Origin of the sequence: Burkholderia sp. BCC0419 (assembly GCF_902830285.1) — a bacterium.
Classification (GTDB): Bacteria; Pseudomonadota; Gammaproteobacteria; order Burkholderiales; family Burkholderiaceae; genus Burkholderia.
On the sequence record NZ_CADESR010000001.1, the window covers coordinates 937744 to 962731 of the forward strand.

The 24988-nt window shown below is 67.5% G+C and carries 23 protein-coding genes; 15 read left to right on the forward strand and 8 right to left on the reverse strand.

Annotation, left to right across the window (positions count from 1 at the left end; all coding sequences use genetic code 11):
• Nucleotides 1–54 precede the first annotated feature (54 nt).
• A complete protein-coding gene (locus HWW87_RS04170; RefSeq protein WP_175819358.1) occupies nt 55–1485 on the forward strand; it encodes an MFS transporter in 1431 nt (476 codons plus the stop codon).
• Nucleotides 1486–1670: 185 nt separating this feature from the next.
• Nucleotides 1671–2465, forward strand: coding sequence for an enoyl-CoA hydratase (locus HWW87_RS04175; protein ID WP_175819359.1), 795 nt, complete (start codon nt 1671–1673; stop codon nt 2463–2465).
• Nucleotides 2466–2723: 258 nt separating this feature from the next.
• Here HWW87_RS04175 and alr read toward each other — a convergent pair whose 3' ends face one another.
• Nucleotides 2724–3845, reverse strand: a complete 1122-nt coding sequence (gene alr / locus HWW87_RS04180) for an alanine racemase (RefSeq protein ID WP_175819360.1) — start codon at nt 3843–3845, stop codon at nt 2724–2726.
• Between the two features lie 302 nt (nt 3846–4147).
• Here alr and HWW87_RS04185 point away from each other — a divergent pair, with 302 nt between their 5' ends.
• Nucleotides 4148–4519 carry an MAPEG family protein gene (locus HWW87_RS04185; protein WP_027782754.1) on the forward strand — a complete coding sequence of 124 codons (372 nt, stop codon included), beginning with the start codon at nt 4148–4150 and terminating at the stop codon, nt 4517–4519.
• A gap of 43 nt (nt 4520–4562) precedes the next feature.
• On the opposite strand, the gene HWW87_RS04190 is transcribed toward HWW87_RS04185, so the two are convergent.
• Nucleotides 4563–5510 (reverse strand): LysR family transcriptional regulator, encoded by a 948-nt coding sequence (locus HWW87_RS04190; protein ID WP_174388477.1) that lies wholly within the window; start codon nt 5508–5510, stop codon nt 4563–4565.
• Nucleotides 5511–5629: 119 nt separating this feature from the next.
• Here HWW87_RS04190 and HWW87_RS04195 point away from each other — a divergent pair, with 119 nt between their 5' ends.
• A complete protein-coding gene (locus tag HWW87_RS04195; RefSeq protein WP_175819361.1) occupies nt 5630–9169 on the forward strand; it encodes an ABC transporter ATP-binding protein in 3540 nt (1179 codons plus the stop codon).
• A 528-nt stretch (nt 9170–9697) separates the two neighbouring features.
• On the opposite strand, the gene HWW87_RS04200 is transcribed toward HWW87_RS04195, so the two are convergent.
• Together HWW87_RS04200 and HWW87_RS04205 are read right to left on the reverse strand one after the other, a co-directional pair.
• Nucleotides 9698–10009 carry a HigA family addiction module antitoxin gene (locus tag HWW87_RS04200; RefSeq protein WP_175819362.1) on the reverse strand — a complete coding sequence of 104 codons (312 nt, stop codon included), beginning with the start codon at nt 10007–10009 and terminating at the stop codon, nt 9698–9700.
• A gap of 49 nt (nt 10010–10058) precedes the next feature.
• The gene (locus tag HWW87_RS04205; RefSeq protein ID WP_074803724.1) at nt 10059–10337 is read right to left on the reverse strand and encodes a type II toxin-antitoxin system RelE/ParE family toxin; all 279 of its coding nucleotides are present in this window, start codon (nt 10335–10337) and stop codon (nt 10059–10061) included.
• Nucleotides 10338–10799: 462 nt separating this feature from the next.
• Here HWW87_RS04205 and glnH point away from each other — a divergent pair, with 462 nt between their 5' ends.
• The 8 genes from glnH to HWW87_RS04245 all read left to right on the forward strand — a co-directional run bounded on the left by glnH (nt 10800) and on the right by HWW87_RS04245 (nt 18068).
• Entirely contained in the window at nt 10800–11552 is a 753-nt protein-coding gene (glnH, locus tag HWW87_RS04210; RefSeq protein WP_175819363.1) for a glutamine ABC transporter substrate-binding protein GlnH, read from the forward strand.
• Between the two features lie 15 nt (nt 11553–11567).
• Entirely contained in the window at nt 11568–12275 is a 708-nt protein-coding gene (gene glnP / locus HWW87_RS04215; protein ID WP_175819364.1) for a glutamine ABC transporter permease GlnP, read from the forward strand.
• Complete coding sequence (gene glnQ / locus HWW87_RS04220; protein WP_174388472.1) at nt 12272–13000, forward strand: glutamine ABC transporter ATP-binding protein GlnQ; 729 nt, start codon at nt 12272–12274, stop codon at nt 12998–13000. Before glnP ends, glnQ begins: the two co-directional genes overlap by 4 nt.
• 20 nt (nt 13001–13020) lie before the next feature.
• Complete coding sequence (locus HWW87_RS04225) at nt 13021–14070, forward strand: C45 family peptidase (RefSeq protein ID WP_175819365.1); 1050 nt, start codon at nt 13021–13023, stop codon at nt 14068–14070.
• Between the two features lie 15 nt (nt 14071–14085).
• A complete protein-coding gene (locus tag HWW87_RS04230; RefSeq protein ID WP_175819366.1) occupies nt 14086–15420 on the forward strand; it encodes an aspartate aminotransferase family protein in 1335 nt (444 codons plus the stop codon).
• 25 nt (nt 15421–15445) lie between these two features.
• Nucleotides 15446–16000 (forward strand): carboxymuconolactone decarboxylase family protein, encoded by a 555-nt coding sequence (locus HWW87_RS04235; RefSeq protein ID WP_174388469.1) that lies wholly within the window; start codon nt 15446–15448, stop codon nt 15998–16000.
• Between the two features lie 208 nt (nt 16001–16208).
• The gene (gene lpxO / locus HWW87_RS04240) at nt 16209–17108 is read left to right on the forward strand and encodes a lipid A hydroxylase LpxO (protein ID WP_175819367.1); all 900 of its coding nucleotides are present in this window, start codon (nt 16209–16211) and stop codon (nt 17106–17108) included.
• A 168-nt stretch (nt 17109–17276) separates the two neighbouring features.
• Nucleotides 17277–18068: an extensin gene (locus HWW87_RS04245; protein ID WP_175819368.1), complete on the forward strand. Its 792-nt coding sequence runs from the start codon at nt 17277–17279 to the stop codon at nt 18066–18068.
• 95 nt (nt 18069–18163) lie between these two features.
• Here HWW87_RS04245 and ahpF read toward each other — a convergent pair whose 3' ends face one another.
• From ahpF to HWW87_RS04265, 4 genes are all read right to left on the reverse strand, one after another.
• A complete protein-coding gene (gene ahpF, locus HWW87_RS04250) occupies nt 18164–19765 on the reverse strand; it encodes an alkyl hydroperoxide reductase subunit F (RefSeq protein WP_175819369.1) in 1602 nt (533 codons plus the stop codon).
• A gap of 119 nt (nt 19766–19884) precedes the next feature.
• Nucleotides 19885–20448 (reverse strand): alkyl hydroperoxide reductase subunit C, encoded by a 564-nt coding sequence (gene ahpC, locus HWW87_RS04255; RefSeq protein WP_175819370.1) that lies wholly within the window; start codon nt 20446–20448, stop codon nt 19885–19887.
• A 144-nt stretch (nt 20449–20592) separates the two neighbouring features.
• Nucleotides 20593–20802, reverse strand: coding sequence for a CopG family transcriptional regulator (locus tag HWW87_RS04260; protein WP_175819371.1), 210 nt, complete (start codon nt 20800–20802; stop codon nt 20593–20595).
• A 114-nt stretch (nt 20803–20916) separates the two neighbouring features.
• Nucleotides 20917–21813: a LysR substrate-binding domain-containing protein gene (locus HWW87_RS04265; RefSeq protein ID WP_175819372.1), complete on the reverse strand. Its 897-nt coding sequence runs from the start codon at nt 21811–21813 to the stop codon at nt 20917–20919.
• Nucleotides 21814–21992: 179 nt separating this feature from the next.
• Between HWW87_RS04265 and HWW87_RS04270 the strand changes: the two genes are divergently transcribed.
• The 3 genes from HWW87_RS04270 to HWW87_RS04280 are packed head-to-tail and all read left to right on the forward strand — an operon-like array spanning nt 21993 to nt 24958.
• Complete coding sequence (locus HWW87_RS04270) at nt 21993–23159, forward strand: branched-chain amino acid ABC transporter substrate-binding protein (RefSeq protein WP_175819373.1); 1167 nt, start codon at nt 21993–21995, stop codon at nt 23157–23159.
• 25 nt (nt 23160–23184) lie between these two features.
• Nucleotides 23185–23709, forward strand: a complete 525-nt coding sequence (locus HWW87_RS04275; RefSeq protein ID WP_175819374.1) for an L-2-amino-thiazoline-4-carboxylic acid hydrolase — start codon at nt 23185–23187, stop codon at nt 23707–23709.
• Nucleotides 23702–24958: a Zn-dependent hydrolase gene (locus tag HWW87_RS04280; RefSeq protein WP_175819375.1), complete on the forward strand. Its 1257-nt coding sequence runs from the start codon at nt 23702–23704 to the stop codon at nt 24956–24958. Before HWW87_RS04275 ends, HWW87_RS04280 begins: the two co-directional genes overlap by 8 nt.
• The last annotated feature ends 30 nt before the right edge of the window (nt 24959–24988 follow it).

Here is a 24988-nt window from a genome sequence, read left to right on the forward strand (position 1 = left end):
CTTTTCCGCATCACGCGCCCGGTCCTAGACTCCCGGCATCTGCCTGGAGGTGTCATGTCCGATTGCCATTCCGTTTCCGTCCCCGTTTCTCCCGTCGCGCTCGCGGCACCGAGCCGCGCGACGGCGCGCGAGCAGCGCCTGACGCTGGCGCTGGTCGCCATCGGCATGTTCATGGCGGTACTCGATTCGACGATCGTCAACGTGGCGCTGCCGGCGATGCGCACGAGCCTCGGCGCGACGGTCGCGGAGCTCGCGTGGGTCGTCGACGCGTATACGCTCAGCTTCGCCGCGCTGATCCTCGCGGGCGGCGCGCTGTCCGACCGGTTCGGCGCGAAGCACGTGTATCTCGCCGGGCTGGCGCTGTTCGTCGGCGCATCGGCCGCGTGCGGCGTCGCGTCGTCGGTGGCCATCCTCGTGGTCGCGCGCTTCGCGCAGGGCATGGGCGCCGCGCTCTTTTTGCCCGCGTCGCTCGCGATCGTGCGCAGCACCTTCGACGTGCCGGCCGAGCGGGCGCGGGCGATTGCGGTGTGGGCCGGCATCGCGTCGGTCGCGGTCGCCGTGGGGCCGGTGCTGGGCGGGATCCTGGTCGACGATTTCGGCTGGCGCAGCGCGTTCCTGATCAACCTGCCGACCGGTGCGGTCGCCTTTGCCGGCGCGGCGGCGCTCGTTCGGGCCTCGGCCGCGCGGGATGTGCGCCAGTTCGACTGGGCCGGCCAGTGCATCGGGGCGACGGCGCTCGGTGCGCTGTGTTTCGCAGTGATCGAATTGCCGACGCGCGGCGTCGGCGCCACGGAGGTTTGGTGCGCGCTGCTGATCGCCGCGCTCGCCGCCGCCGTGCTGGTCGTCGTCGAGCGGCGTGCCCGCCATCCGATGGTGCCGCTCGCGTGGTTTCGCAATCGCGTGTTCGTCGCGATGAACCTGATGGGCAGCCTCGTCTATGTCGGCTACTTCGGGCTGCTGTTCGTGCTGAGCCTGTACCTGCACGGGTGCTTCGGCATGAGCGCGCGGCAGATCGGGCTGACGCTGTTGCCGTTCGCGCTGAGTCTGTCGCTCGGCAACCTGCTGTCGGGAAAACTGCATGGCCGCATTCGCCCGGTCACGCTGATGGCGAACGGCCTCGCGATGGCCGCGCTGGCCATTCCGGCGATCGCGATTGCGCTCGCGCTGCGTGCGCCGTGGCCGGTGGTCTGGATGGCCATGGCCGCATTCGGCACCGGGACCGCGCTGTCGGTGGCGCCGATGATCGCGACGGTGCTCGAACAGGTGCCTGCCGACGCGGCGGGCGTGGCGTCCGGATTCCTCAACGCGGCACGGCAGGCCGGCAGCCTGCTCGGCGTGGCCGTCGCAGGCGCCGCGACGATACTGTTGCCGGATCTGACCGATGCGCTATGGGCGGTCGCGGCGCTCGGGTGTGTCGCCTATGCGATTGCCGCGCTGGCTGCGAGCACGGCAGGCCGCGCGGAAGCCGCGCAACGGGGCCGTTGACGCGCGACCGGCAGGGTCGTTGCGCAGTGGCCGGCAGGCCGCCGCGCATGCGCATGCGGCGCCGCGGCTGGACGCCGTGCGGAATGTGGAGGACCATTTCGTGAACGATGCCGCGAACGGACGGACACGCGTTTCATCCGTTCGCGCCGCATCGAATCCTGCCGAACCCCATCGAGCGGAACACCATGGAACCCAGTCAACAGACAGCCGAGCCGATCCTGCTGCGCGACGCGCACGACGGCGTCGTCACGCTGCGCCTGAATCGCCCGCAGCAGTTCAACGCGTTGTCCGAAGCGATGCTGTCGGCCCTGCACGATGCGTTCGATACGCTGGCTACCGATCCGCACGTGCGCTGCGTCGTGCTGGCCGCCGAAGGCAAGGCGTTCTGCGCCGGCCACGACTTGCGGCAGATGCGCAGCAAGCCCGAACTCGACTACTACCGCACGCTGTTCGCGCAGTGCAGCCGCGTGATGCTCGCGATGCGCGCGTTGCCGGTGCCGGTGATCGCGCGCGTGCACGGCATCGCGACGGCGGCCGGCTGCCAGCTCGTCGCCGCGTGCGACCTCGCGATCGCGGCCGATACCGCGCGCTTCGCGGTGTCGGGCATCAACGTCGGGCTGTTCTGCTCGACGCCGGCCGTCGCGCTGAGCCGCAACGTCGCGGCCAAGCGCGCGTTCGACATGCTGATGACCGGGCGCTTCGTCGATGCGGCGACGGCCGCCGCGTGGGGGCTCGTCAACGAAGCCGTGCCCGCGGACGCGCTCGATGCGGCCGTCGCGCGCAAGGTCGCGGAGATCGTCGCGAAGAGCCCGGCCGCGGTGCGGTATGGCAAGCAGATGTTCTATCGTCAGCGCGAGTTGCCGCTCGACGAAGCCTATGCGTATGCGGGCGACGTGATGGCGCGCAACATGATGGAAGAGGATGCGGGCGAGGGCATCGACGCGTTCCTCGAGAAGCGGAAGCCGACGTGGCGTTCGTGATGCGTTGACGGAGGCGGGCGGGGAGCGCGTCGGAGCCCGTCGTTGCGCAACGATGTACCGTGTCGGCGTCGGCGCGCGTTGGCGGTTCTTCGCCGCCAAGCAAACGGTTCATCAGCCCGCGGCCGCCTATGCTTCAACCGTCCAACTTCGCGGGGTCAGTTCACCGAGGCGGCCCGCCGGTACGTAGCACGGCATGCGCGGCGACGCGGTCACGCACCGCCGCACCGCCGCACCGCCGCACCGCCGCACCGCCGCCGCTCAGCGTCCGTAGCTGCCGGTCCGCAGCGCCGGCTGCACGGTCGACGCGCCAGGCGGCACGATTACCACCGGCACGCGGCGCGCGAGCGCGCACATCAGCTCGTAGCCGATCGTGCCGCTGGCTTCCGCGACATCGTCCACTTTCACCTGGTCGCCCCACAGCTCGACGCTCGCGCCGATGCCCGCGTTCGGGCACGGCGTCAGGTCGACGGTCAGCATGTCCATCGACACGCGGCCGACGACGCGCGTCATCACGCCGTCCACCGCGATCGGCGTGCCGGTCGGCGCGTGGCGCGGATAGCCGTCCGCGTAGCCGCACGCGACGACGCCGATCCGCATCGGCCGGTCGGCCGTGAAGCGGCGGCCGTAGCCGACGGTTTCGTCGGGCGCGAGCGTCTGCACGCCGATGATCCTGCTGGTCAGCGTCATCGCGGCCATCAGCGGCGTGTCGGCGATATCCCGCGACGCGCCCGTCGGCGAAGCGCCGTACAGGATCGTGCCCGGCCGCATCCAGTCGCGGTGCGCACGCGGATGCCACAGCACGGCCGCCGAATTCGATACCGAGCGCTCGCCCGGAATCCCGGCCGTGGTCGCGTCGAACTGTTCGAGCTGCCAGTCGACTTCCCCTTCGTCGGCGTTCGCGAAATGCATCATCAGCGTGATCTTGCCGATCGACGGCGCACTCGCCGCGCGTTCCCACGCGGCGCGGAACGCGGCCGGCCGGTAGCCGAGCCGGTTCATGCCGGAATTCATCTTGAGCTGGATGTCGATCGGCTGCCGCGGCTTCGCGGCGATCAGCAGGTCGAGCTGTTCGTCGCAGTGCACGGCGACCGTCAGGCGATGGCGATCGGCCAGCTCGACGTCGGCCGGCTCGAAGATCCCTTCGAGCAGCAGCACGGGCTTGTCCCAGCCGAGTTCGCGCACGCGCACGGCTTCGTCGAGGTCGAGCAGCGCGATGCCGTCGGCGGCCGCGAGGCCGGGGTAGATCCGTTCGATGCCGTGACCGTACGCGTTGGCCTTGATCACGGCCCACACGCGCGATTGCGCGGCGATGCGGCGGATGAAGTCGAGGTTGTGGCGGACGGCGTCGGGGCGGATATGGGCGACGATGGGACGGGGCATGGCAAGGGCTCGGGTCGGATGTCGTTCGGCGCGCGGCGGCGCGGAGGGAAACGGCGGGCTGGCGCGATCACGCGCCAAGCCAGTGTCGAGCGCTATCTTATTGGTGTTCGACCAGTTTTAATTAACGTATTTGTCGACGATTTGGTGGAAATTTTGGCGTCGTTGCGGGCCGGGCGCCGTCACCCGCGGCCTGCTCGGCCGAGCCTCCCGTCTAGAAAACCGGTGCGCGAATAGCACGGCGCAATGCTAAGCTCTCGGCGATCTTGTCATTGATCAATGTAATCATAATGGAGGAGACTTTGATGACGACGTCCCAGCTGTGCCTGTTCATCGTGGCGCTGTTGCCGTTCCCGATGACGTTTCTGGCCAAGGCCCGCAAGGGTTACGACAACCGTACGCCGCGCGCGTACCTGGCGAAGCTCGAAGGCTGGCGCGCCCGCGCCCAGGCCGCGCATCAGAATGCGTGGGAAGCGCTGGCGCTGTTCACGGCCGCGCTGGTGGTCGCATGGCACAACGGCGCGAACGTGCATCGCGTCGACCAGCTCGCGATCGCGTTCGTCGCGATCCGCATCGTCTATGCGCTGATGTACCTGCTGAACTGGGCGTCGCTGCGTTCGCTCGTGTGGTTCGGCGGGATGGCGTGCGTCGTCGCGCTGTTCTTCGCGACGCCGTAAGCGGCCGACAGGCCACGCGAGGCCGGCCTTGCATGCCGGCCCGTCAGGCGCCGCCCGCGCCGCGTGCGTGACTGTCGTTGGATGCGGGCGCAACCATTTTCGAAACGAACGGCGGCGCGTCCGCTTCGCTGCGCAGGAACGCGACCAACGGGTCGAGCAGCCGGTGTCGCGTCGACGGATGGCGGCGCAGCACGAAGCGCCACGACGCGTCGCGTGCGAGGCCCGGCACCAGCGGCACCAGGCGCCCGCTGCGCAGTTCGGGCTCGATCAGCGGCACGCGGCCGAGCGCGATGCCCGCGCCGCCGACGGCCGCGCCGATCACCTGGCTGAAACTGCTGTAACGGACGATCTTCGTGTCGAAGTCGCCCGGCAGGCCGAATTCCGACGCCCAGTTGCGCCAGTCGATCTCGGGGCTGTCCTCGTGCATCTCCTGCAGCAGCCGCGAGCGGCATACGTACCCCGATGCGTACGGAAACAACTCGGGACTGCAGACCGGAAACACGGTTTCCCGCATCAGCACGTCGTCGTCGGCCCGCAGCCGGCGCGCCGGTACGTGCACGATCGCCAGGTCGATGCCGCTGCGCGCGAAATCCGGCTCGTCGTCGAGCACGACCGCATGCAGCGGCGTGTCGGGATGAAGCGACGAGAATTCCGCGAGCCGGCGCGCGAGCCACATCGACGAAAACGGCGCGTTGGCGGATACGGTGAGCCGTTGTGCGGTGCCGCGAATCTCGGCGCACGCGTCGGTGAGACGCGACAGCGCATCGCTGACGGCCGGCAGCAGGCGCGCACCGGCCGGCGTGACGCTGATGCCGCCGAGCCCCGTGCTGCGTTCGAGCAGCCGTGCGCCGAGCGATTCCTCGAGCGAACGGATCTGGTGGCTGACCGCGCTGGTCGATACGTTCAGCTCGACCGCCGCGCGCGCGAACCCGCCGAGGCGGACGGCCGCCTCGAAAGCACGCAGTGCGCTGAGGGGAGGGAGGTGCGACATGCGGGGTATTGTAGTTGACTCAACACCCGTTGAAAATTCATCTTTTGCCGCGCGCGGGCGGCGCGGGTAGCCTCGATCCGGTCAAGAAAAACGCAACGAAACACCGACTGGAGGGCTGCATGTATTTCGACCGACGACTATGGGCAATGATGGCGGGACTGCGCTGGCGGGTGGCGGCGGCCGTCGCGCTCGGGCTGCTCGCGATGGGTGTCGGCATCCTCCGCTTCGTATTTCTCGGCCGCGTGCTGGCGCTGGTGTTTTCCGGCGCGCCGGCGCGCAATATCGGCGAGGCCGTTGCTGCAACGGCGGCTTGCGTGCTGCTGCGTGCGTGGCTCGATCATCGCCGCACGGTGCTCGCGCAGCATACGGCGGGCCGCGTGCAGGCGACGCTGCGCGCGCGGCTGTTCGACCGGATCGCCGCGCTCGGCCCCGCCTGGTTCAGCGGCGAACGCACGGGCGGCGTGATGCTGGCCGTCGTCGACGGCGTCGAGCAGTTGCAGACCTTCTTCGGCGTCTACCTGCCGCAGCTCGTGATCGCCGCGTGCGCGCCGCTCATGATCTTCGCGGTGCTCGCATGGTGGGACGTGCCGACGGCCGCGATCCTGCTGGTCGCGGCGCTCGTCACGCTTGCGCTGCCGCAGCTCGTGCATCGCGCCGACAAACGCGCGGCGCTCGCACGGTCGGCCGCGTTCAAGGCGTTCGGCGAGGAGTTTCTCGATGCGGTGCAGGGGCTGCCGACGCTGAAGGCGTTCGGGCAGAGCACCGCGTTCGGCGCAAAGCTGGCCGCGAAGGCGCGCGCGCTGTCGGACAGCACGTTCTGGGTGCTTGCGCTCGGCCTGCTGACGCGGCTCTTCACGGATCTCGGCACCGGCCTCGGCGCGGCCGCAGCGATCGCGGTGGGCGCGTGGCGCGTGCGGCACGGCGACATGAGCCTTGAAGCGCTGCTGATCGTGCTGATGGCCGGCAGCGAGATCTTCCGGCCGCTGCGCGACCTGCGCGCGGTGCTGCATCAGGGGATGATCGGCCAGTCGGCGGCGAATGCGATCCATGCGCTGCTCGACGCGGGCAGCCCTGCACCTTCCGTCGATGCGCCGCGCGTAGCGGGCCTGCGGCCGGAGATCGCGTTCGATCACGTCAGCTTCGCGTATCCGGGGCGCCGCGCGGATGCCCATGCGGCGCTGAGTTTCACGGTGAGCGAGGGCGAGACGGTCGCGATCGTCGGGCCGAGTGGCGCCGGCAAGTCGACCATCGTGCGCCTGCTGCTGCGCCAGCACGACGCGCAGGGCGGTGCGGTCCGGATCGGCGGCCACGACGTGCGGACGCTCGCTGCCGACCAGGTGCGCGACATGATCGCGGTCGTCGCGCAGGATGCGACGCTGTTCGACGGCAGCGTCGCCGACAACCTGCGGCTCGGCCGCCCGGACGCGAGCGACGCGGACATGATCGCGGCCGCGCGCGCCGCCAACGCGCACGATTTCATCTCGGCGCTGCCCGACGGCTACGCGACGCGCATCGGCGAACGCGGGCTCATGCTGTCGGGCGGCCAGCGCCAGCGCATCGCGATTGCCCGCGCGCTGCTGCGCGATGCGCCGATCCTGTTGCTCGACGAGGCGCTGTCGTCGGTCGATGCGGAAAACGAAGCGCTGATCCAGCAGGCGCTCGACCGGCTCACGCGCGGACGGACGACGCTCGTGCTCGCGCACCGGCTGTCCAGCGTGATCGGCGCCGATCGCATCCTGGTGCTCGACCAGGGGCAGGTGGTCGACGAAGGGACGCATGCGGCGCTGATCGCGCGCGACGGCCCGTATCGGCGGCTGATGGGGCCGCAGCTGGAAGCGGTCGCCGAATCCGTCGGCGCGACGGCGGCGGCCGGCGCGACCGCGCGCGCATCGTCGGGCCCGCAGGTGCGGCCGCTGAACGACGACGCGGCGACGATCGGTTGGCCGGAGACGTTGCAGACGCTGCTGCGCTTCGTGCGTCCGTGGAAGGGCAAGGTGGCGCTGACCGTGCTGTTCGGGATCGGCCGCGTGCTTGCGTTCATCGGCGTCGGCGTGATCGGCGCGCTGGTGGTCGGCGCGGTGCCGACGGGGCACGTCGGCACCGGGCTCGTGGCCGCGCTGCTCGTGATCGCGCCGGTCGCGGCCGTGCTGCACTGGCTCGAATCGTGGCTCGCGCACGACATGGCGTACCGGCTGCTCGCGGAAATGCGCATCGCGCTGTTCGCGACGCTCGAACGACTCGCGCCGGCCGGGCTGCTGCGCCGCCGTTCCGGCGATCTCGTGTCGCTCGCGACGCAGGACGTCGAGACCGTCGAATATTTCTACGCGCATACGCTGGCGCCGGCATTCGTCGCGGTGCTCGTGCCGGCCGGCGTGCTGGTGTTGCTCGCGTCGATCGCATGGCCGCTCGCGCTCGTGCTGCTGCCGTTCCTGCTGTGGGCGGGGCTTGCGCCCGTGCTGGCCCGGCGCGACGTCGACCGGCTCGGCGCCGGCGCGCGCGAAGCGCTCGGCCAGCTCGGTGCGCACCTGACCGAAACGATCCAGGGGCTCGCGGAACTGACCGCGTTCCAGGCGATCGCGCGCCGGCGCGCGGCGTTCGTGGCCGAGGTCGATGCGTACCGCCAGCAGCGCGCGAAGCTGCTCGACGATCTGTCGACGCAAAGTGCCGCGCTGGAAGTCGCGAGCGGGCTCGGCGGGCTGGCCGTCGCGGCGCTCGGCGCGTGGTTGTGCGCACGCGGCGGGTTCCCGCGCGAGTCGTTGCCGCTGCTGGTGCTGGTCGCGGTGGCCGCGTTCATGCCGGTGGCCGAAATCAGTCAGGTCGCGCGCCAGCTTGCCGACACGATCGCGTCGACGCGCCGCTTGCGCGCGCTGGAGAAGGAACCCGTGACGGTGACGGACGGCGCGCACGCGATGCCGGGCAATCCGGCGGTGCGGTTCGAGGTGGCGTCGTTCACGTATCCGGGGCGCAGCGTGCCCGCGCTCGACCGCGTGAGCTTCGAGGTGCCGCCCGGCAGCACGGTTGCGCTGGTCGGCGCATCGGGCGCCGGCAAGTCGACCGTCGCGAGCCTGCTGCTGCGCTTCTGGGATCCGCAGCAGGGCCGCGTGACGCTCGGCGGCGTCGACCTGCGCGACCTGCGGCTCGACGATCTGCGGCAGCACATCGCGCTCGTTGCGCAGGATACCTACCTGTTCAACGACACGCTCGAAGCGAACATCCGGCTCGCGGCGAACGACGCGTCCGATGCGGACGTGCAGCGCGCGATCGACCATGCGGCGCTCGGCGACTTCGTCGCGCGGCTGCCGGACGGGCTCGCAACGCGCGTCGGCGAGCGCGGCGTGCAGTTGTCGGGCGGCCAGCGCCAGCGTGTGGCGATCGCGCGCGCCTTCCTGAAGGATGCGCCGGTGCTGATCCTCGACGAGGCGACGTCGCACCTGGACACGATCAGCGAGCAGCAGATCCGCGCGGCGCTGGAGGACCTGATGACGCAGCGCACGTCGATCATCATCGCGCACCGCCTGTCGACCGTGCGCAATGCCGACCTGATCCTCGTGATGGAGCACGGCGGCGTGATCGAGGCCGGGCGCCATGCGGAGCTGATGGCGCGGCAGGGCGCGTATGCGCGGCTCGTGTCGCATCAGGCGAGCGGGGTCGCGGCGTGAGCGACGCGGGATCGGCGCGCCGTCGTTCGGCGATGGCGCGCGAACCCCGCAACCTGCGTTGAGCCGCGCCGGCGATTGCCGGCTTGGCGCGCACGGCCGTCCCGACAAGGCGCCTGGTTGAATCGCCGGCCGTCCGCGCAAACCGATGTGCGGGTGGCGGCGACGGCGCGGTCGTTATCCTGCCGCGCACGTTGCACTGGACGGCCGTCGTGCCGGCCCGCACCATCTGCCGCGCCCCTCCCTTCAGACTTCTGCCTTAAGCTCGCCCCCGCACGACTCTTCCGAACGTCGTATGAAACCGGGGAACGTGTCGATCTCAAGGTCACATCTTTGCCGTTCGATAACGAGCTGTTCCAGGTATTCAGCGACTTCAGGATCGAACTAACCGCACGCGGTTACTACGTCATGCCGATCGATGAGGGCGCCGTCTACGTGCGGCCGGAAGACGTAGACGACGAGTCATAAGAAAAAAGCCCACACAAGGCGGGCTTTAACTGAATAGGGATCCGAACCAATGCTGGCCTCTCGTCATGCATGCACTGCCTCTACAGGGGCAGGCTTGACCTTCGTCGGCGCATGCTTTCGTGCCTGCCAGAGGTCGTAGTCCAGCTGCATGCCGAGCCAGAAATCAGCTCGGCCGCCGCGCTCCACACCAAGCCACTGCTCGAGGCGTAGCGCCATATCGGGCGAGATACTCGCCCTTTCGTTGAGAACACGGGACAACTGGACGCGCGAAACGCCCAGTTGTTCTGCCGCTTGAGTCACCGTCAGGTTCAGTGCCGGAAGCACATCTTCCCGAAGGATTGCCGCGGGATGCGGTGGGTCAAACATGATGGACATAGCCGTTGTAATGAATGCTGTACTGTAGAACCGTAGTAGAGGCGGCCTGTCAGTGAGGATCGAGATAATCGACGAGGACTGCATCCTCCCCATCGAACTCGAACGTCAACCTCCAATTTCCGTTCACGTCGACCGACCATACACCGTCGCCGGTTCCCTTCCAAGGGTGCAATCGCCACCCCGGTTGGTTCATGTCGTTCGGGCTTTTCGCCCGGTTCAACGCAGACAGTAGCCGCTTAAGTTTGCTCATGTGCGCCGCCTGAATGCCCGCTGTGGAGCCAGATTCAAAGAAGCGCTGAATGCCTTTATGGCGAAAGCTCTTGATCATAGAAATTGCGCATAGTGGAAACCCCCTTTTTTGTGGTGAATCAAAGCGTCTCGCACAAGACGCAAGGCGAGTATAGCCTGTAACGTTACGCGTTACAAGGATTGTGAATGCGATCAACTCGACGGATTCGCTCCCCATCAATCCGCCGATTTTGCGGGGCAGCGCCCGCGCATCCGTTTCATCCAAGGGGACGGCCTGCCCCAAGGGGGCGGTGCAGCACGCCCCGGACCATGCATTTCGGCCGCCATCCTCCCGCTTTCCTCCGATCTATCCGCGCCGCGCGGCCTGGGTTTGTCTCGATGTATTTATCTGTTGCGGACTTTTTTGGCGTCGTAGTATCGCCATTGACAACACTTGTTGCACTAAGGTCTAATTCGACATCGCATGTTGCGGTGCGGCTTGATGTCGTCGTTCCGCCGGCCCGTCGGCCGGCTACATCGCTCAATCATGCGGAGAGAAACCATGAGTCGCCGTTCCTTCCTGAAAGCCGTCGCGGTTGCTGCCGCGCTCGGCGCCAGCATCGCGCACGCGGACACCAAGACGCTCGTCGTCGGGACCGATACGTCGTTCATGCCGTTCGAGTTCAAGCAGGGCGACAAGTACGTCGGCTTCGATCTCGACCTGTGGGCCGAGATCGCGAAGGACCAGGGCTGGAAATACACGATCCAGCCGATGGATTTCGCGGGCCTGATCCCGGCGCTGCAGACGCAGAACATCGACGTCGCGCTGTCGGGCATGACCATCAAGGAAGAGCGCAAGAAGGCGATCGACTTCTCCGCGCCGTATTACGACAGCGGCCTGGCGGCGATGGTGCAGACCGGCAATACGTCGATCAAGTCGATCGACGACCTGAACGGCAAGGTAATCGCCGCGAAGACGGGCACCGCGACGATCGACTGGATCAAGGCGCACCTGAAGCCGAAGGAAGTCCGCCAGTTCCCGAACATCGACCAGGCGTATCTCGCGCTCGAGGCCGGCCGTGTCGACGCGGCGATGCACGACACGCCGAACGTGCTGTTCTTCGTGAACAACGAAGGCAAGGGCAAGGTGAAGGTCGCGGGCCAGCCGGTCAGCGGCGACAAGTACGGGATCGGCTTCCCGAAGGGCAGCGCGCTCGTGCCGAAGGTCAACGCGTCGCTCGTGAAGATCAAGGCCGACGGCCGCTACGCGCAGATCTACAAGAAGTGGTTCGGCGCCGAGCCGCCGAAGATGTGAGCGTGACGGCGCATCATGGCGCGGCCGAGTGGCCGCGCCGGTCTTGAATCGAACGGGGAGCGACAAGTGAATTTCGATTGGTCGGCGATCTGGGCGGCGTTGCCGGACCTGATGGACGGGGTCCGGTTGACGGTGTTCATCGCATTACTGGGGCTGGTGGGCGGTTTCATCGTCGGGATGATCGCGGGCATGTTCCGCGCATACGGACCGAAGGTGATGAACGTGCTCGCCCAAGTCTACATTGAGCTGATCCGCGGCACGCCGATCGTCGTGCAGGTGATGTTCCTGTATTTCGCGCTGCCGCTGCTCGCGCATATCCGCATCGACGGCCTGACGGCCGCGATCATCGCGATCACGGTGAATTCCGGCGCGTATCTGGCGGAAGTGGTGCGCGGCGCGCTGCTGTCAATCCCGAAGGGGCTGACGGAAGCAGGGCTCGCGATGGGGCTGTCGATGCCGCGCGTGCTGCTGAAGATCGTCGGGCCGCTGGCGTTCCGGCGGCTGATTCCGCCGCTCGGCAACCAGTGCATCGTGAGCCTGAAGGACACGTCGCTGTTCATCGTGATCGGCGTGGGCGAGCTGACGCGCAAGGGGCAGGAAATCATCGCGGGCAATTTCCAGGCGGTCGAGATCTGGAGTGCGGTGGCCGTCATCTACCTGATACTGACCGGCGCGATGACGCTGACGCTTCGGATCGTCGAAAAGCGGATGAAAATTTTATGAGCATGATCGAGTTCCAGAACGTGTCGAAGAGCTTCGGCCATGTACCGGTGCTGAAGAACATCGACCTGAAGATCGACGCGGGCGAGGTGGTCGTCGTGGTCGGCCCGTCGGGCTCGGGCAAATCGACGATGCTGCGCTGTATCAACGCGCTCGAGAAAATCACCGGCGGCGAGCTGCTGGTCGACGGCCAGAGCGTGCGCGGCAACGCGACGACGATCCGCAACATCCGGCTCGAAGCCGGCATGGTGTTCCAGCAGTTCAACCTGTTCCCGCAAATGACCGCGCTCGAGAACGTGATGTTCGGGCCGATGCAGGTGCGCGGCGCGTCGCGCGCCGACGCGCGCGACCAGGCGATGGCGCTGCTCGACAAGGTCGGCCTCGAATCGCGCGCGAATCATTACCCGTCGGAGCTGTCGGGCGGCCAGCAGCAGCGCGTCGCGATCGCGCGGGCGCTCGCGATCCGGCCGCGGCTGATGCTGTTCGACGAGCCGACGTCGGCACTCGATCCGGAGCTGCGCCACGAAGTGCTGAAAGTGATGCAGGATCTCGCGACCGAAGGGATGACGATGATCGTCGTCACGCACGAGATCGGCTTCGCGAAGCGGGTCGGCACGCGGCTGCTGTTCATGGATCAGGGCGGCATCGCCGAGGACGGCCATCCGGTCGAGCTGATCGACCGGCCGCCGACGCCGCGCCTGAAGGAATTCCTGAAACACGTGTCCTGAACGAAACCGAAACATCCGACATGCCGCTTTCCCTTTCTCCCGTCATCGCCGGCACGCCGTTCGACATCGGCGTGCGCCTCGGCGAGCTTGCCCGCCCCGTGTTCGATACGTACATGCAGCAGAGCAGCGCATGGCAGGCCGTGCGCCGCTGGCGCGGCCATCCGTTCGTCGATGCGCTGCGGCAGGCCGCGCTGGCCGCGTACCCCGACCTCGTCGCGGAACTGGACGGGATCGCGGCGGGTGTCGGCTGGCCGGCCGAGGACATTTTTCTGTGGAACTGCCGCGGCGAGCTGATCCATAACGCGCCGGACGGCTGCACGACGCTTGCCGCGCGCGATGCGGATGGCACGCGCTGGATCGCGCACAACGAGGACGGCGATCCGTATCTGCGCGAACGCTGCCTGCTCGTCGACGTGCAACCGCAGGGCAAGCCGGGCTTCATCAGTTTCTATTACCCGGGCTCGCTGCCGGGGCATACGTTCGCCGCGAACCGCGCGGGCATCGCGCAGGCGATCAACAACCTGCGGATCCGCACGCCTGCCGCCGGTGTGCCGCGGATGATCCTCGCGCGGGCGGTGCTCGATGCGACGTCGCTCGATGCGGCCGCCGACGTGCTGCGCACGCATGCGCGAGCGAGCGGCTTTCACCACACGCTCGGCGCCACCGGCGACACGCGAGTGCTGAGCATCGAGGCGAGCGTCGCGCGCTGTTCGGTCGTCGACGTCACGCGGCTGGCGGGCCATGCGAATCACCTGGTGCATCCCGGTTGCGACGCGGAAGCGCAGATCGTCACGCAATCGTCCGGCGATCGCCAGCGACGCGTCGACGCGCTCACGTCAGGCATCGACGCGATCGACGAAGCCGCGCTGCTGCGCGTGCTCGGCGATCGCGCGCCGGAAGGACTGCCGATCTACCGCGACGATCCGGCCGACCCCGACGACGAAAACACGCTGGCGACCGCGGTGTTCGCGATTCACGACACCGCGATCGACTTCACCGTCCATCAACACGGCACGCAGCGCTTCGCGACGCGCATTGAGCCGTCCGCGCACGCGCCCCGCGCGTTCTGATCCATGAGGCAACGCATGACGACCGTTTTTCATCGCGCTCCGCGCGCCACCTTGCCCGTCGCCGTCGCAGGCGACGGCATCGAGATCATCGACTCGACCGGCAAACGTTATATCGACGCGTGCGGCGGCGCGGCGGTGTCGTGTCTAGGCCACAGCAACCAGCGCGTGATCGACGCGATCAAGCGGCAGGCGCAGCAGCTGCCGTACGCGCATACGTCGTTCTTCACGACGGAAGTGGCCGAGGAACTGGCCGACCGGCTCGTCGACGCCGCACCGGCCGGCCTCGATCACGTGTACTTCGTGTCGGGCGGCTCCGAGGCGATCGAGGCCGCGCTGAAGCTCGCGCGCCAGTATTTCGTCGAGAAGGGCGAGCCGCAGCGCCGTCATTTCATCGCGCGCCGCCAGAGCTATCACGGCAACACGCTCGGCGCGCTCGCGATCGGCGGCAACGCATGGCGGCGCGAGCCGTTCCTGCCGCTGCTGATCGAAGCGCATCACGTGAGCCCGTGCTATGCGTATCGCGACCAACTGGCGGGCGAAACCGACGAAGCGTATGCGCAGCGCCTGGCTGACGAGCTCGAGCAGAAGATCGTCGAACTCGGCGCGGAAAACGTCGCGGCGTTCGTCGCGGAAACGGTGGTCGGCGCGACGGCCGGCGCGGTGCCGCCGGTGCGTACCTACCTGAAGAAGATTCGCGCGGTGTGCGACAAGTACGGCGTGTTGCTGATCCTCGATGAAATCATGTCGGGGATGGGGCGCACGGGTTACCTGTTCGCCTGCGACGAAGACGGCGTCGCGCCCGATCTGCTGACCATCGCGAAAGGGCTTGGCGCGGGCTACCAGCCGATCGGCGCGACGCTCGTCAGCGATCGGATCTACCGCACGATCGTCGACGGCTCGGGCTTCTTCCAGCACGGCCATACCTATCTCGGTCATGCCACGGCCTGCGCGGCCGCGCTCGAAGTGCAGCGCGTGATCGCTGAAGACAAGCTGCTCGACAATGTGAAGGCGCGCGGCGAGCAACTGCGTGCGTCGCTGCGCGAGCATTACGGTGCGCATCCGCATGTCGGCGACGTGCGCGGCCGCGGGCTGTTCGTCGGCGTCGAACTCGTGCGCGATCGCGACACCAAGGTGACGTTCGATCCCGCGCTGAAGCTGCATGCGGCGGTCAAGCGCGAAGCGATGCAGCGCGGGCTGATGGTGTATCCGATGGGCGGGACGATCGACGGCGTGCACGGCGATCACATCCTGATCGCACCGCCGTTCGTCTGCACCGCGCAACAGATCGACACGATCGTCGAGCGGCTGTCCGGCGCGATCGGCGCGGCGCTCGCGTCGGCCGGCGCGTGAACCCCGACCTCACCGAATCCTCACCATGACAGACAGACTGCCTCCTTTCGATCCCGCATCGGCCACCGACGAACAGAAGGCCGTGCTCGCCGACATCCTCAGCGGCCCGCGCGGCAACCTGAACGGGCCGTTTCTCGGCTGGATCGCAAGCCCCGAACTGGCCCAGCACGCGCAGAAGCTCGGCGCGTTCTGCCGCTATCGCACGGGGCTGCCGCTGCGCCTGTCGGAGCTCGCGATTCTCGTGACGGCCGCGCGCTGGCGCTCGCAGGCCGAGTGGCACATCCATCATCCGATCGCGCTCGATGCCGGCGTGCCGGCCGCGACGGCCGACGCGATCCGGCTTGGCGTCGCGCCCGCATTCGAATCGGACGACGACGCGCTGATCCATGCGTTCGCCACCGAGCTGTACGACACGCGGCGCGTGAGCGATGCGACGTTCGCCCGTGCGCAGGCGCGCTTCGGCCACGAGACCGTCGTGAACCTCGTCGCGCTGCTCGGCTATTACGCGCTCGTCGCGATGACGCTCAACACGTTCGGCATGCGCGCAGACGGGCAAACTGATTTGCCGTTTCCGGAATAATCGCCGCCGGCGCGTGCGTCGGCGGCATGCCGCACGCGCGCGCAGATTGCCCGAAAAGCCCGTATACACGGGCTTTTCGGCGTTTTGGCATCGGTCGATCGACACTCGCGCTGTGTCGTCCCGCTGCACATCGCCACCCCCTGCGCGTCAATGCAGGAAATTTCCCCCGTCTCTAGAATTTCATTAAAAGAACTCCGGGGGAATATCGATGCGCTGGGTCCTGTTGATCGTGTTCATTGCGTGTGTCGTGTACACGCATCGGCGCGGCAAGGTTCGGCACAGGTTGTTCAGGCAACTATCCGATCACTCGACCTTTACCGCACCGCTGAACTGCTTTTCGTACGCGTTCTCGTCGGTGCCGACCACGCCGTTTCTCGACACGGATCACTTTCCGGAGCTCGCGGTGCTGCAGCGCGAATGGCGCACGTTTCGCCGCGAAGCGCTCGCGTTGCGCGACGCGAGCCGGATCAAGGCGTCGGGCGAGTACAACGACATCGGCTTCAATTCGTTCTTTCGCCACGGCTGGAAGCGTTTCTACCTGAAGTGGTACGACGCGCCGCATCCGTCCGCGCAGGCGTTGTGTCCGCGCTCGGTCGAGATCCTGTCGCGGATTCCGTCGATCAAGGCGGCGATGTTCGCGCAGTTGCCGCCGGGCGGGAAGCTCGGGCTGCATCGCGATCCGTATGCGGGCTCGCTGCGCTACCACCTCGGGCTCGACACGCCGAACGACGACGCGTGCCGGATCGTCGTCGACGGCGAGTCGTATGCATGGCGCGACGGCGCCGCCGTGATGTTCGACGAGACGTACCTGCACTGGGCCGAAAACCGCACCGCGCACGATCGCGTGATCCTGTTCTGCGACATCGATCGCCCGATGAAATATCGCTGGGCGCAGCGCGTCAACGATGCGTTCGGACAACTGCTGATGCGCGCGGCCGCGTCGCCGAATGAAACCGGCGATCGCACGGGCGGGCTCAATCGTGCGTTCAGGTACCTGTATGCGATTCGCCGCGCCGGCAAGCGCCTGAAGGCGTGGAATCGCACCGTGTACTACCTCGTCAAGTGGCTGCTGTTCGGCGGGATCGCGGTCGCGATCTTTTGCATCTGACGGGCGAGGGCGGGCGGTTGCTTCTCGTCTGACGATAGTGCGGCGCGGCATTGCCCGGTGCCGACGCCCCGCCGCCATCATCAATGCAACCAAATGTATTCATGCGGGATCAACGGACGTCGGCCGCGTATGATGGCTTGTTCACGTCGATACGATCGGTGAGCAAGCATGACAAGTACCCGTAAAACCATGATGATCGCCGGCGGGCTTCTGGTGGCCGCGGCCGGCACCGCGTACGTGATGCTCCTGCGCGCGGACCACCGTGCGATCGAAGACGCCGGCATCGGCGATTCGGCCGCACCGGTTGCCGCGGCGCCCGCGGGCAACGATCACGCGGTGCAGGGCGCGATCGCGCCGCCGGCACCGGCCGCCGCGACGGCGCCGAAACAAACGGCTGCCGCACCGCCTCCCCCCGCACCCACGCCCGCGCCGGCAGCAACCGCGCGCGTCGGCGCCGCGCCTGCGCCGGCTCCCGCGATTCCGGTGGTCAGCGACAAGCCGCAACCGGTGACGAAGCCGGCCGCACCGCCGCCGAAGGTCAACGTCGTGACGGTCGATGCGCAGGATTCGACCCCATCGGCGCCGGCCGCCAAACCCGCTCAGTCGGCTGCGCCCGCGCAGGCCACGGAACGTGCGCAAGTCACGCAACGGGCGCCGCGCAAGCGCGACGGCCTCGACCGCCACGCAGCCGCCGCGCCGCCGGCTGCGACGAAATCCGAAACGCCGGAGACGGCCGCGCTCGTCAGGGAATCGGCGAAGCTCGATCCGTCGTTGCCGCCGCCGTCGACGTCATCGATATCTTCGATGCCGGCGAGCACCGGTTCGTACCGGCAGGGAAGTGCGTCGTCCGGCGCGAATCCGGTGGCCGCCGCGATGACCGAGCAACTGGTCAGGCAGTCGAGCAGTTTCAAGTCGACGGCGCCTGCGCCGGCGAACGGCGGCCCGACCGCGACCAAGTAATCGCGATCGACCTCGGCATAAAAAGGACCCCGCACGCCGACCAAGGCATGCGGGGCCAAGAGAGACAAACTTTGATGTCGGCAGGCTGACGTGCGTCAGGCGGCGACCGCTTCTTCGGCCTGCGGCTGAGCGCTCGTCGCCGGCGCTGCCACGTCCTGCCGGATCAGGTAGTCGAACGCGCCGAGCGACGCCTTCGCACCTTCGCCGACCGCGATCACGATCTGCTTGAACGGCACCGTCGTCACGTCGCCGGCCGCGAACACGCCCGGCACCGACGTCGCACCGCGCGCATCGACGACGATCTCGCCGTGCTTCGACAGTTCGACCGTGCCCTTCAGCCATTCGGTGTTCGGCACGAGGCCGATCTGCACGAACACGCCTTCGAGCTCGATACGCTGCGTGTCGCCCGAGCGCAGATCCTTGTAGACGAGCCCGTTCAGCTTGCTGCCGTCGCCGGTCAGTTCGGTCGTCTGCGCCTGCGTGACGATCGTCACGTTCGGCAGGCTGCGCAGCTTGCGTTGCAGCACTTCGTCCGCGCGCAGTTGCGCGCCGTATTCGATCAGCGTGACTTCCTTCACGATGCCGGCGAGGTCGATCGCGGCCTCGACGCCCGAGTTGCCGCCGCCGACCACCGCGACACGCTTGCCCTTGAACAGCGGGCCGTCGCAGTGCGGGCAGTAAGCGACCCCGCGGTTGCGGTATTCGTGCTCGCCAGGCACGTTGATTTCGCGCCAGCGTGCGCCGGTCGCGAGGACGATCGTCTTCGCCTTCAGCACCGCGCCGTTCGCGAGGCGGATCTGGTGCACGTCGCCCGGAATCAGCGCGTCGGCGCGCTGCACGTCCATGATGTCGACGTCGTACTGCTTCACGTGCTGCTCGAGTGCGGTCGCAAACTTCGGCCCTTCGGTTTCCTGCACCGACACGAAGTTCTCGATCGCCATCGTGTCGAGCACCTGGCCGCCGAAACGCTCGGCGACCACGCCCGTCGCGATGCCCTTGCGTGCCGAGTAGATCGCCGCGGCCGCGCCTGCCGGGCCGCCGCCGACGATCAGCGTGTCGAACACCGGCTTGTTCTCGAGCGACTTCGCGGCACGGGCGCTCGCACCCGTATCGAGCTTCGCGAGGATTTCCTTCACGCTGCTGCGGCCCTGGCCGAACGACGCGCCGTTCAGGAACATCGTCGGCACGGCCATGATCTGGCGCGACTCGACTTCATCCTGGAACAGCGCGCCGTCGATCGCGACGTGGCGGATGCGCGGGTTGATCAGCGACATCACGTTCAGCGCCTGCACGACTTCCGGGCAGTTCTGGCACGACAGCGAGAAATACGTTTCGAACGCGTAGTCGCCGTCGAGCGCACGAATCTGTTCGATCACGTCGTCGTCGAGCTTGATCGGATGGCCGCCCGTCTGCAGCAGCGCGAGCACGAGCGACGTGAATTCATGGCCCATCGGGATGCCGGCAAAACGGATGCCGGCCGGCTTGCCGGGCTCGCCGATCGAGAACGACGGCTTGCGCTCGGCGTCGTCGCGGCGTTCGGCCACGGTCACCCGATCCGTCAGCGACGCAATCTCGTTCAGCAGCGCATGCAGTTCCTGCGATTTCGCGCTGTCGTCGAGCGAGGCGACGAGTTCGATCGGGCGCGTGATTTTTTCGAGGTACGCTTTCAGTTGGGTCTTGAGATTGGCGTCGAGCATGGCGTTTCGGATTCCGTATTAATGATTATGGTCGGGCACGTCGTGCCGGAGGAGGGCGCGGGCCGCGCGATGTGGTGGCCCGCCGTCGCGCGCCTCGTGCGAGGCGCGCGGCGCGATCGTCAGATCTTGCCGATCAGGTCGAGCGACGGGGTCAGCGTTTCCGCACCCGGCGTCCACTTGGCCGGACACACTTCACCCGGGTGCGCCGCGATGTATTGCGCCGCCTGGACCTTGCGCAGCAGTTCGCCTGCGTCGCGGCCGATGCCGTTGTCGTGGATTTCGCACAGCTTGATCTCGCCTTCCGGGTTGATCACGAACGTGCCGCGCAGCGCCATCCCTTCTTCCTCGATCAGCACGTCGAAGTTGCGCGACAGCGTGAGCGTCGGGTCGCCGATCATCGGGTACTTGATCTTGCCGATCGTGTCCGACGTGTCGTGCCATGCCTTGTGCGTGAAGTGCGTATCGGTCGACACACCGTAGATTTCGACACCCAGCTTCTGGAATTCCGCGTAACGGTCGGCGAGGTCGCCCAGTTCGGTCGGGCAGACGAACGTGAAGTCGGCCGGGTAGAACACGACGACGGACCACTTGCCCTTGAGGTTCTCTTCCGAGACGGGCACGAATACGCCGTTGTGGTAAGCGGTTGCCTTGAACGGCTTGATTTGGGTGTTGATGATCGGCATCTGGACAATTCCTTTTCGTCAGGGGTGAGTGGAGTGTTGCCAGTATCCGGGTTCACCCTGAGTTTGTGAAATTGCTTGTTTCAATCCGAGGGATCGGGATTTCCTATCTGCTTCCGGCCCTTGATTGGGTGGCGGGGCGTGCCTTCACCATTCCGAGCGCAGATTCTCCTGGCTGGCGATCTCGCGCCCCTTCCATAGACCGAACACATTGTTGACAAGTGTGTATTCGTGTCGCGCGATATAGGCATCGATTGCGTCGCTGATGATCTCGGCGGGAGAGCAGTTCTTGTGCTCCGCGATGATGCTCAACGCGGCATGCTGGTCATCCGACAGGTCGACCGGGATTGTGCTCATGGCAACCTCCGTTACTGGACGCGTCCATCATCGATATCCGGCCCGGCAAATGCAAGGTCGCGCCTATCCGAAGCGAATGCCGATTCCCGGTTCGGTCGGCGGGACACGCCCCGCTCAAATCCCCGCCAGCTTCCGCAACCACTCCGCCAGCCGCCGCGCCCCGTCCGGCATGTCCGCGTCCTCTCGCGTGCACAGGTAGTAATCGCGCCCGTCGTCGAGCTCGTGATCGAACAGTTGCACGAGCTCGCCGTTCGCCAGTTCGCGCTGGACCAGCGGCGCGCGCAGCAACGCGGCGCCGAGATCTGCGCGGGCGGCGCTCAGCGTGAGCTGGCCATCCTCGAACATCGGCCCCACCGCGTGCGACACGTGCCGCACGCCGGCGCCCTGCAGCCAGTTGACCCACGTGCTGCGATCCTCGTCGTGCACGAGCGGCGCGCGCGAGAGATCGGCCGGCGTGCGGAACGGCCCGTGACGCTTCAGGAACGACGGGCTGCACATCGGCACCATCGCGCCCGGCAGCAGCCGCTCGCAGCGATAGCCGGGCCAGTCGCCGGTGCCGAAGCGGATCGACAGGTCCGACGCATCGCTTCGGTAGTTGCGGTGATGCGCGTACAGCACCGTGACGTCGACATCGGTGTTGTCGGCGAGGAACGCGTGCAGCCGGGGAATGAACCAGCCGATGCCGAGCAGCGGAATCAGGCTGACGGTGATCTGGCGCAGCGACGAACGGTCGCGCACGAAGCGCGTCGCGCTGCGCAGCACCGAGAACGCCGCGCTGATCGACCGGTAGTAGTCGCGTCCCTCGTCGGTGAGCGCGAGCAGCCGGCCTTCGCGTACCGTCAGCGGCGTCTGGATGAACGCTTCGAGCAGTTGCAGCTGATGGCTGACCGCCGACGGCGTGATGTCGAGTTCGCCCGCCGCCGCGGTGACCGAGCCGAGACGCGCAAACGCTTCGAACGCACGCACCGCGCGCAGCGGCGGATCGTGCGGCAATTGTTCGATATTTTTCATGTGTCGAATTTTATCGAAAAGTCAGGGTAAGCGACAACACAAAAATATCCTGCATTTACAGTGATGTACGTTAATGTGTCGGTAACGGTATAAGCATCCAACAATTAGGTATTTGGGGTTTGGGTGCCTAATATTTAATATTTTTCATGTTTTTGATCCGACTGACCCGATCCCCGCACATGAAAATCGCTTTCCTCTCCGCCAGCCTCGCCTTCTCGGCGGCCTCCTTGGTCGCCTCCGTTCCCGCGTTCGCGCAGTCCGCTCCGCAGACGGTCCTGATCGGTCTCGCCGCGCCGCTCACCGGCCCGTCCGCGCGGATCGGCAAGGATCTGCAGAACGGCGCGCAACTCGCGATCGACGACGCGAACGCCAGGCATCCGACCATCGGCGGCAAGCCGGTCGTCTACAAGCTCGTCGCGGCCGACGACCAGTCCGACCCGCGCACGGCCGTCGCGGTCGCGCAGCAACTCGTCGACCAGCACGTGATCGGCGTCGTCGGTCACTGGAACACGGGCTGCAGCGTGCCGGCGTCGCGCGTGTACCGCGATGCGGGCATCCCGCAGATCGCGCCGGCGTCCACCGGCCATCAATACACGCAGCAGGGCTACGCAACGGCGTTCCGCATCATGGGTCACGACGATGCGGGCGGTAACTTCACCGGTGCATACGCGGTGAAGACGCTGAAGGCGAAGCGCATCGCGGTGATCGACGATCGCACGTCGTTCGGCGCGGGGCTGGCCGACCAGTTCATCAAGGGCGTGCAGGCGAACGGCGGCACGATCGTCGATCGCCAGTACGTGAACGACAAGACGACCGACTTCAGCGGCGTGCTGACCGCGATCAAGGGCAAGCGCGCGGATCTCGTGTTTTTCGGCGGCCTCGACGCGCAGGCCGCGCCGATCGCGCGCCGGATGCGCCAGCTCGGCGTGAACGCGCCGCTGCTCGGCGCGGGCGGCTTCGTGAGCCAGACCTTCCTGTCGCTCGCCGGCAAGGACGGCGACGGCGTGACGGCGCTCGAGCCGGGCCTGCCGCTCGCCCGGATGCCGGGCGGCAAGGCATTCGATACGCAATACCAGGCCCGCTTTCACGCGCCGATCGAGCTGCATGCGCCGTTCGCGTACGACGCGGCCGCCACGCTGATCGCGGCCGCGCAGAAGGCCGGCACGACCCAGCCGGCGAAGCTGGTCGCGGCCGTGCGCGCGATCGACCGGCCCGGCGTGACCGGGCGCATCGGGTTCGACGCCGACGGCAACCTGAAGGACCCGGCCTTCACGATCTACCAGGTGCGCGGCGGCAAGTGGGCCGTCGTCGACGTGCTCGGCGGCTCGCGCACCGCAACCAAGTAACGACAAAACGACCAAGACGATCCCCATGACCGAAGCGAACCCGACATCCGCCGCCGCACCCGAGGACCCGCGCCTCGGCATCCTCGCGCGGCGCCGCATCGAAGCGGAAATCATCAAGCCGATCTACGAGATCATGAAGCGCGAGTTCGGCACCGAGCGCGCGCAGGCCGTGATCGCGGAAGCCGTGCGCGGCGCGGCCGTCGACGCGGGCCGTACGTTCGCCGCGCAGGAGCCGGACGGCACGAGCGTGAAGTCGTTCATCGCGCTGCAGGTGCTGTGGGAGAAGGACGATGCGCTCGACGTCGAGGTGCGGCGCGCGGACGACGCGCACTACGACTACGACGTGCATCGCTGCCGCTACGCGGAGATGTATCACGCGATGGGGCTCGGCGAGATCGGCCACCTGCTGAGCTGCGCGCGCGACAGCTATTTCATCCAGGGCTATGCGCCGGACATCGCGCTCACGCGCACGAGCACGATCATGCAGGGCGGCAAGCGCTGCGACTTCCGTTATGCGCTGCACAGCGCGCCGGAGAACGGCGATGCGTAACGATACCGATACCGCGAGCATGCCGCGCGTCGACGGCGACCGGCTGTGGGCGTCGCTCGAACGGATGGCGCAGATCGGCGCGACGCCGAAGGGCGGCGTCTGCCGTCTCGCGCTGACCGATCTCGACCGCGAGTCGCGCGACCTGTTCGTGCAGTGGGCGCGTGAAGCCGGCTGCACGGTGCGCGTCGACCGGATGGGCAACGTGTTCGCGCGTCGCGCGGGCCGTCATCCCGACGCCGCACCGGTGATGACGGGCTCGCACGCCGATTCGCAGCCGACCGGCGGCCGCTACGACGGCATCTACGGCGTGCTCGGCGGCCTCGAAGTCGTGCGCGCGCTGAACGACGCGGGGATCGAGACCGAGCGCCCGGTCGACGTCGTGATCTGGACCAACGAGGAAGGCTCGCGCTTCGCGCCGGCGATGGTGTCGGCCGGCGTGTTCTCGGGTGTCTACACGCTCGAATATGGACTGTCGCGCACCGACGGCGCGGGCCGGACGATCGGCGAGGAGCTCGAACGGATCGGCTACGCGGGCGCGGAGCCGGTCGGCGGCTATCCGGTGCACGCGGCGTACGAACTGCATATCGAGCAGGGCGCGATTCTCGAGCGGGCCGGCAAGACGATCGGCGTCGTGACGGCCGGGCAGGGGCAGCGCTGGTACGAGGTGACGCTCACCGGTGTCGACGCGCACGCGGGCACCACGCCGATGGCGTTCCGTCGCGACGCGCTGGTCGGTGCAGCGCGGATGATCTCGTTCATCGACGTGCTCGGCCGCCGCTATGCACCGGATGCGCGCGCAACGGTCGGGATGATCGACGCGCGGCCGAATTCGCGCAACACGGTGCCGGGCAGCTGCTTCTTCACAGTGGAATTCCGTCATCCCGACGATGCGGTACTCGACGAACTGGACGCGGCGCTGCGCGCGGAACTTGCGCGCGTGGCCGACGAAACCGGCCTCGGCGCGCAGATCGAGCAGATTTTCACGTATGCGCCGGTACCGTTCGCGCCGCGCTGCATCGACACGGTGCGTGACGCGGCGCGAACGCTCGGGCTGTCGCACATGGACATCGTGTCCGGCGCGGGCCATGACGCATGCTATGTCGCGCGTGTCGCGCCGACCGGCATGATCTTCGTGCCGTGCGTCGACGGGCTGAGCCACAACGAGGCCGAAGCGATTACGCCCGCATGGGCGACGGCCGGCGCCGACGTGCTGTTGCGCGCGGTGCTGCAGAGCGCGCAGGAAGCGTAAGCGCGACGGGTGCGGCCGTGCAGCGGGGTG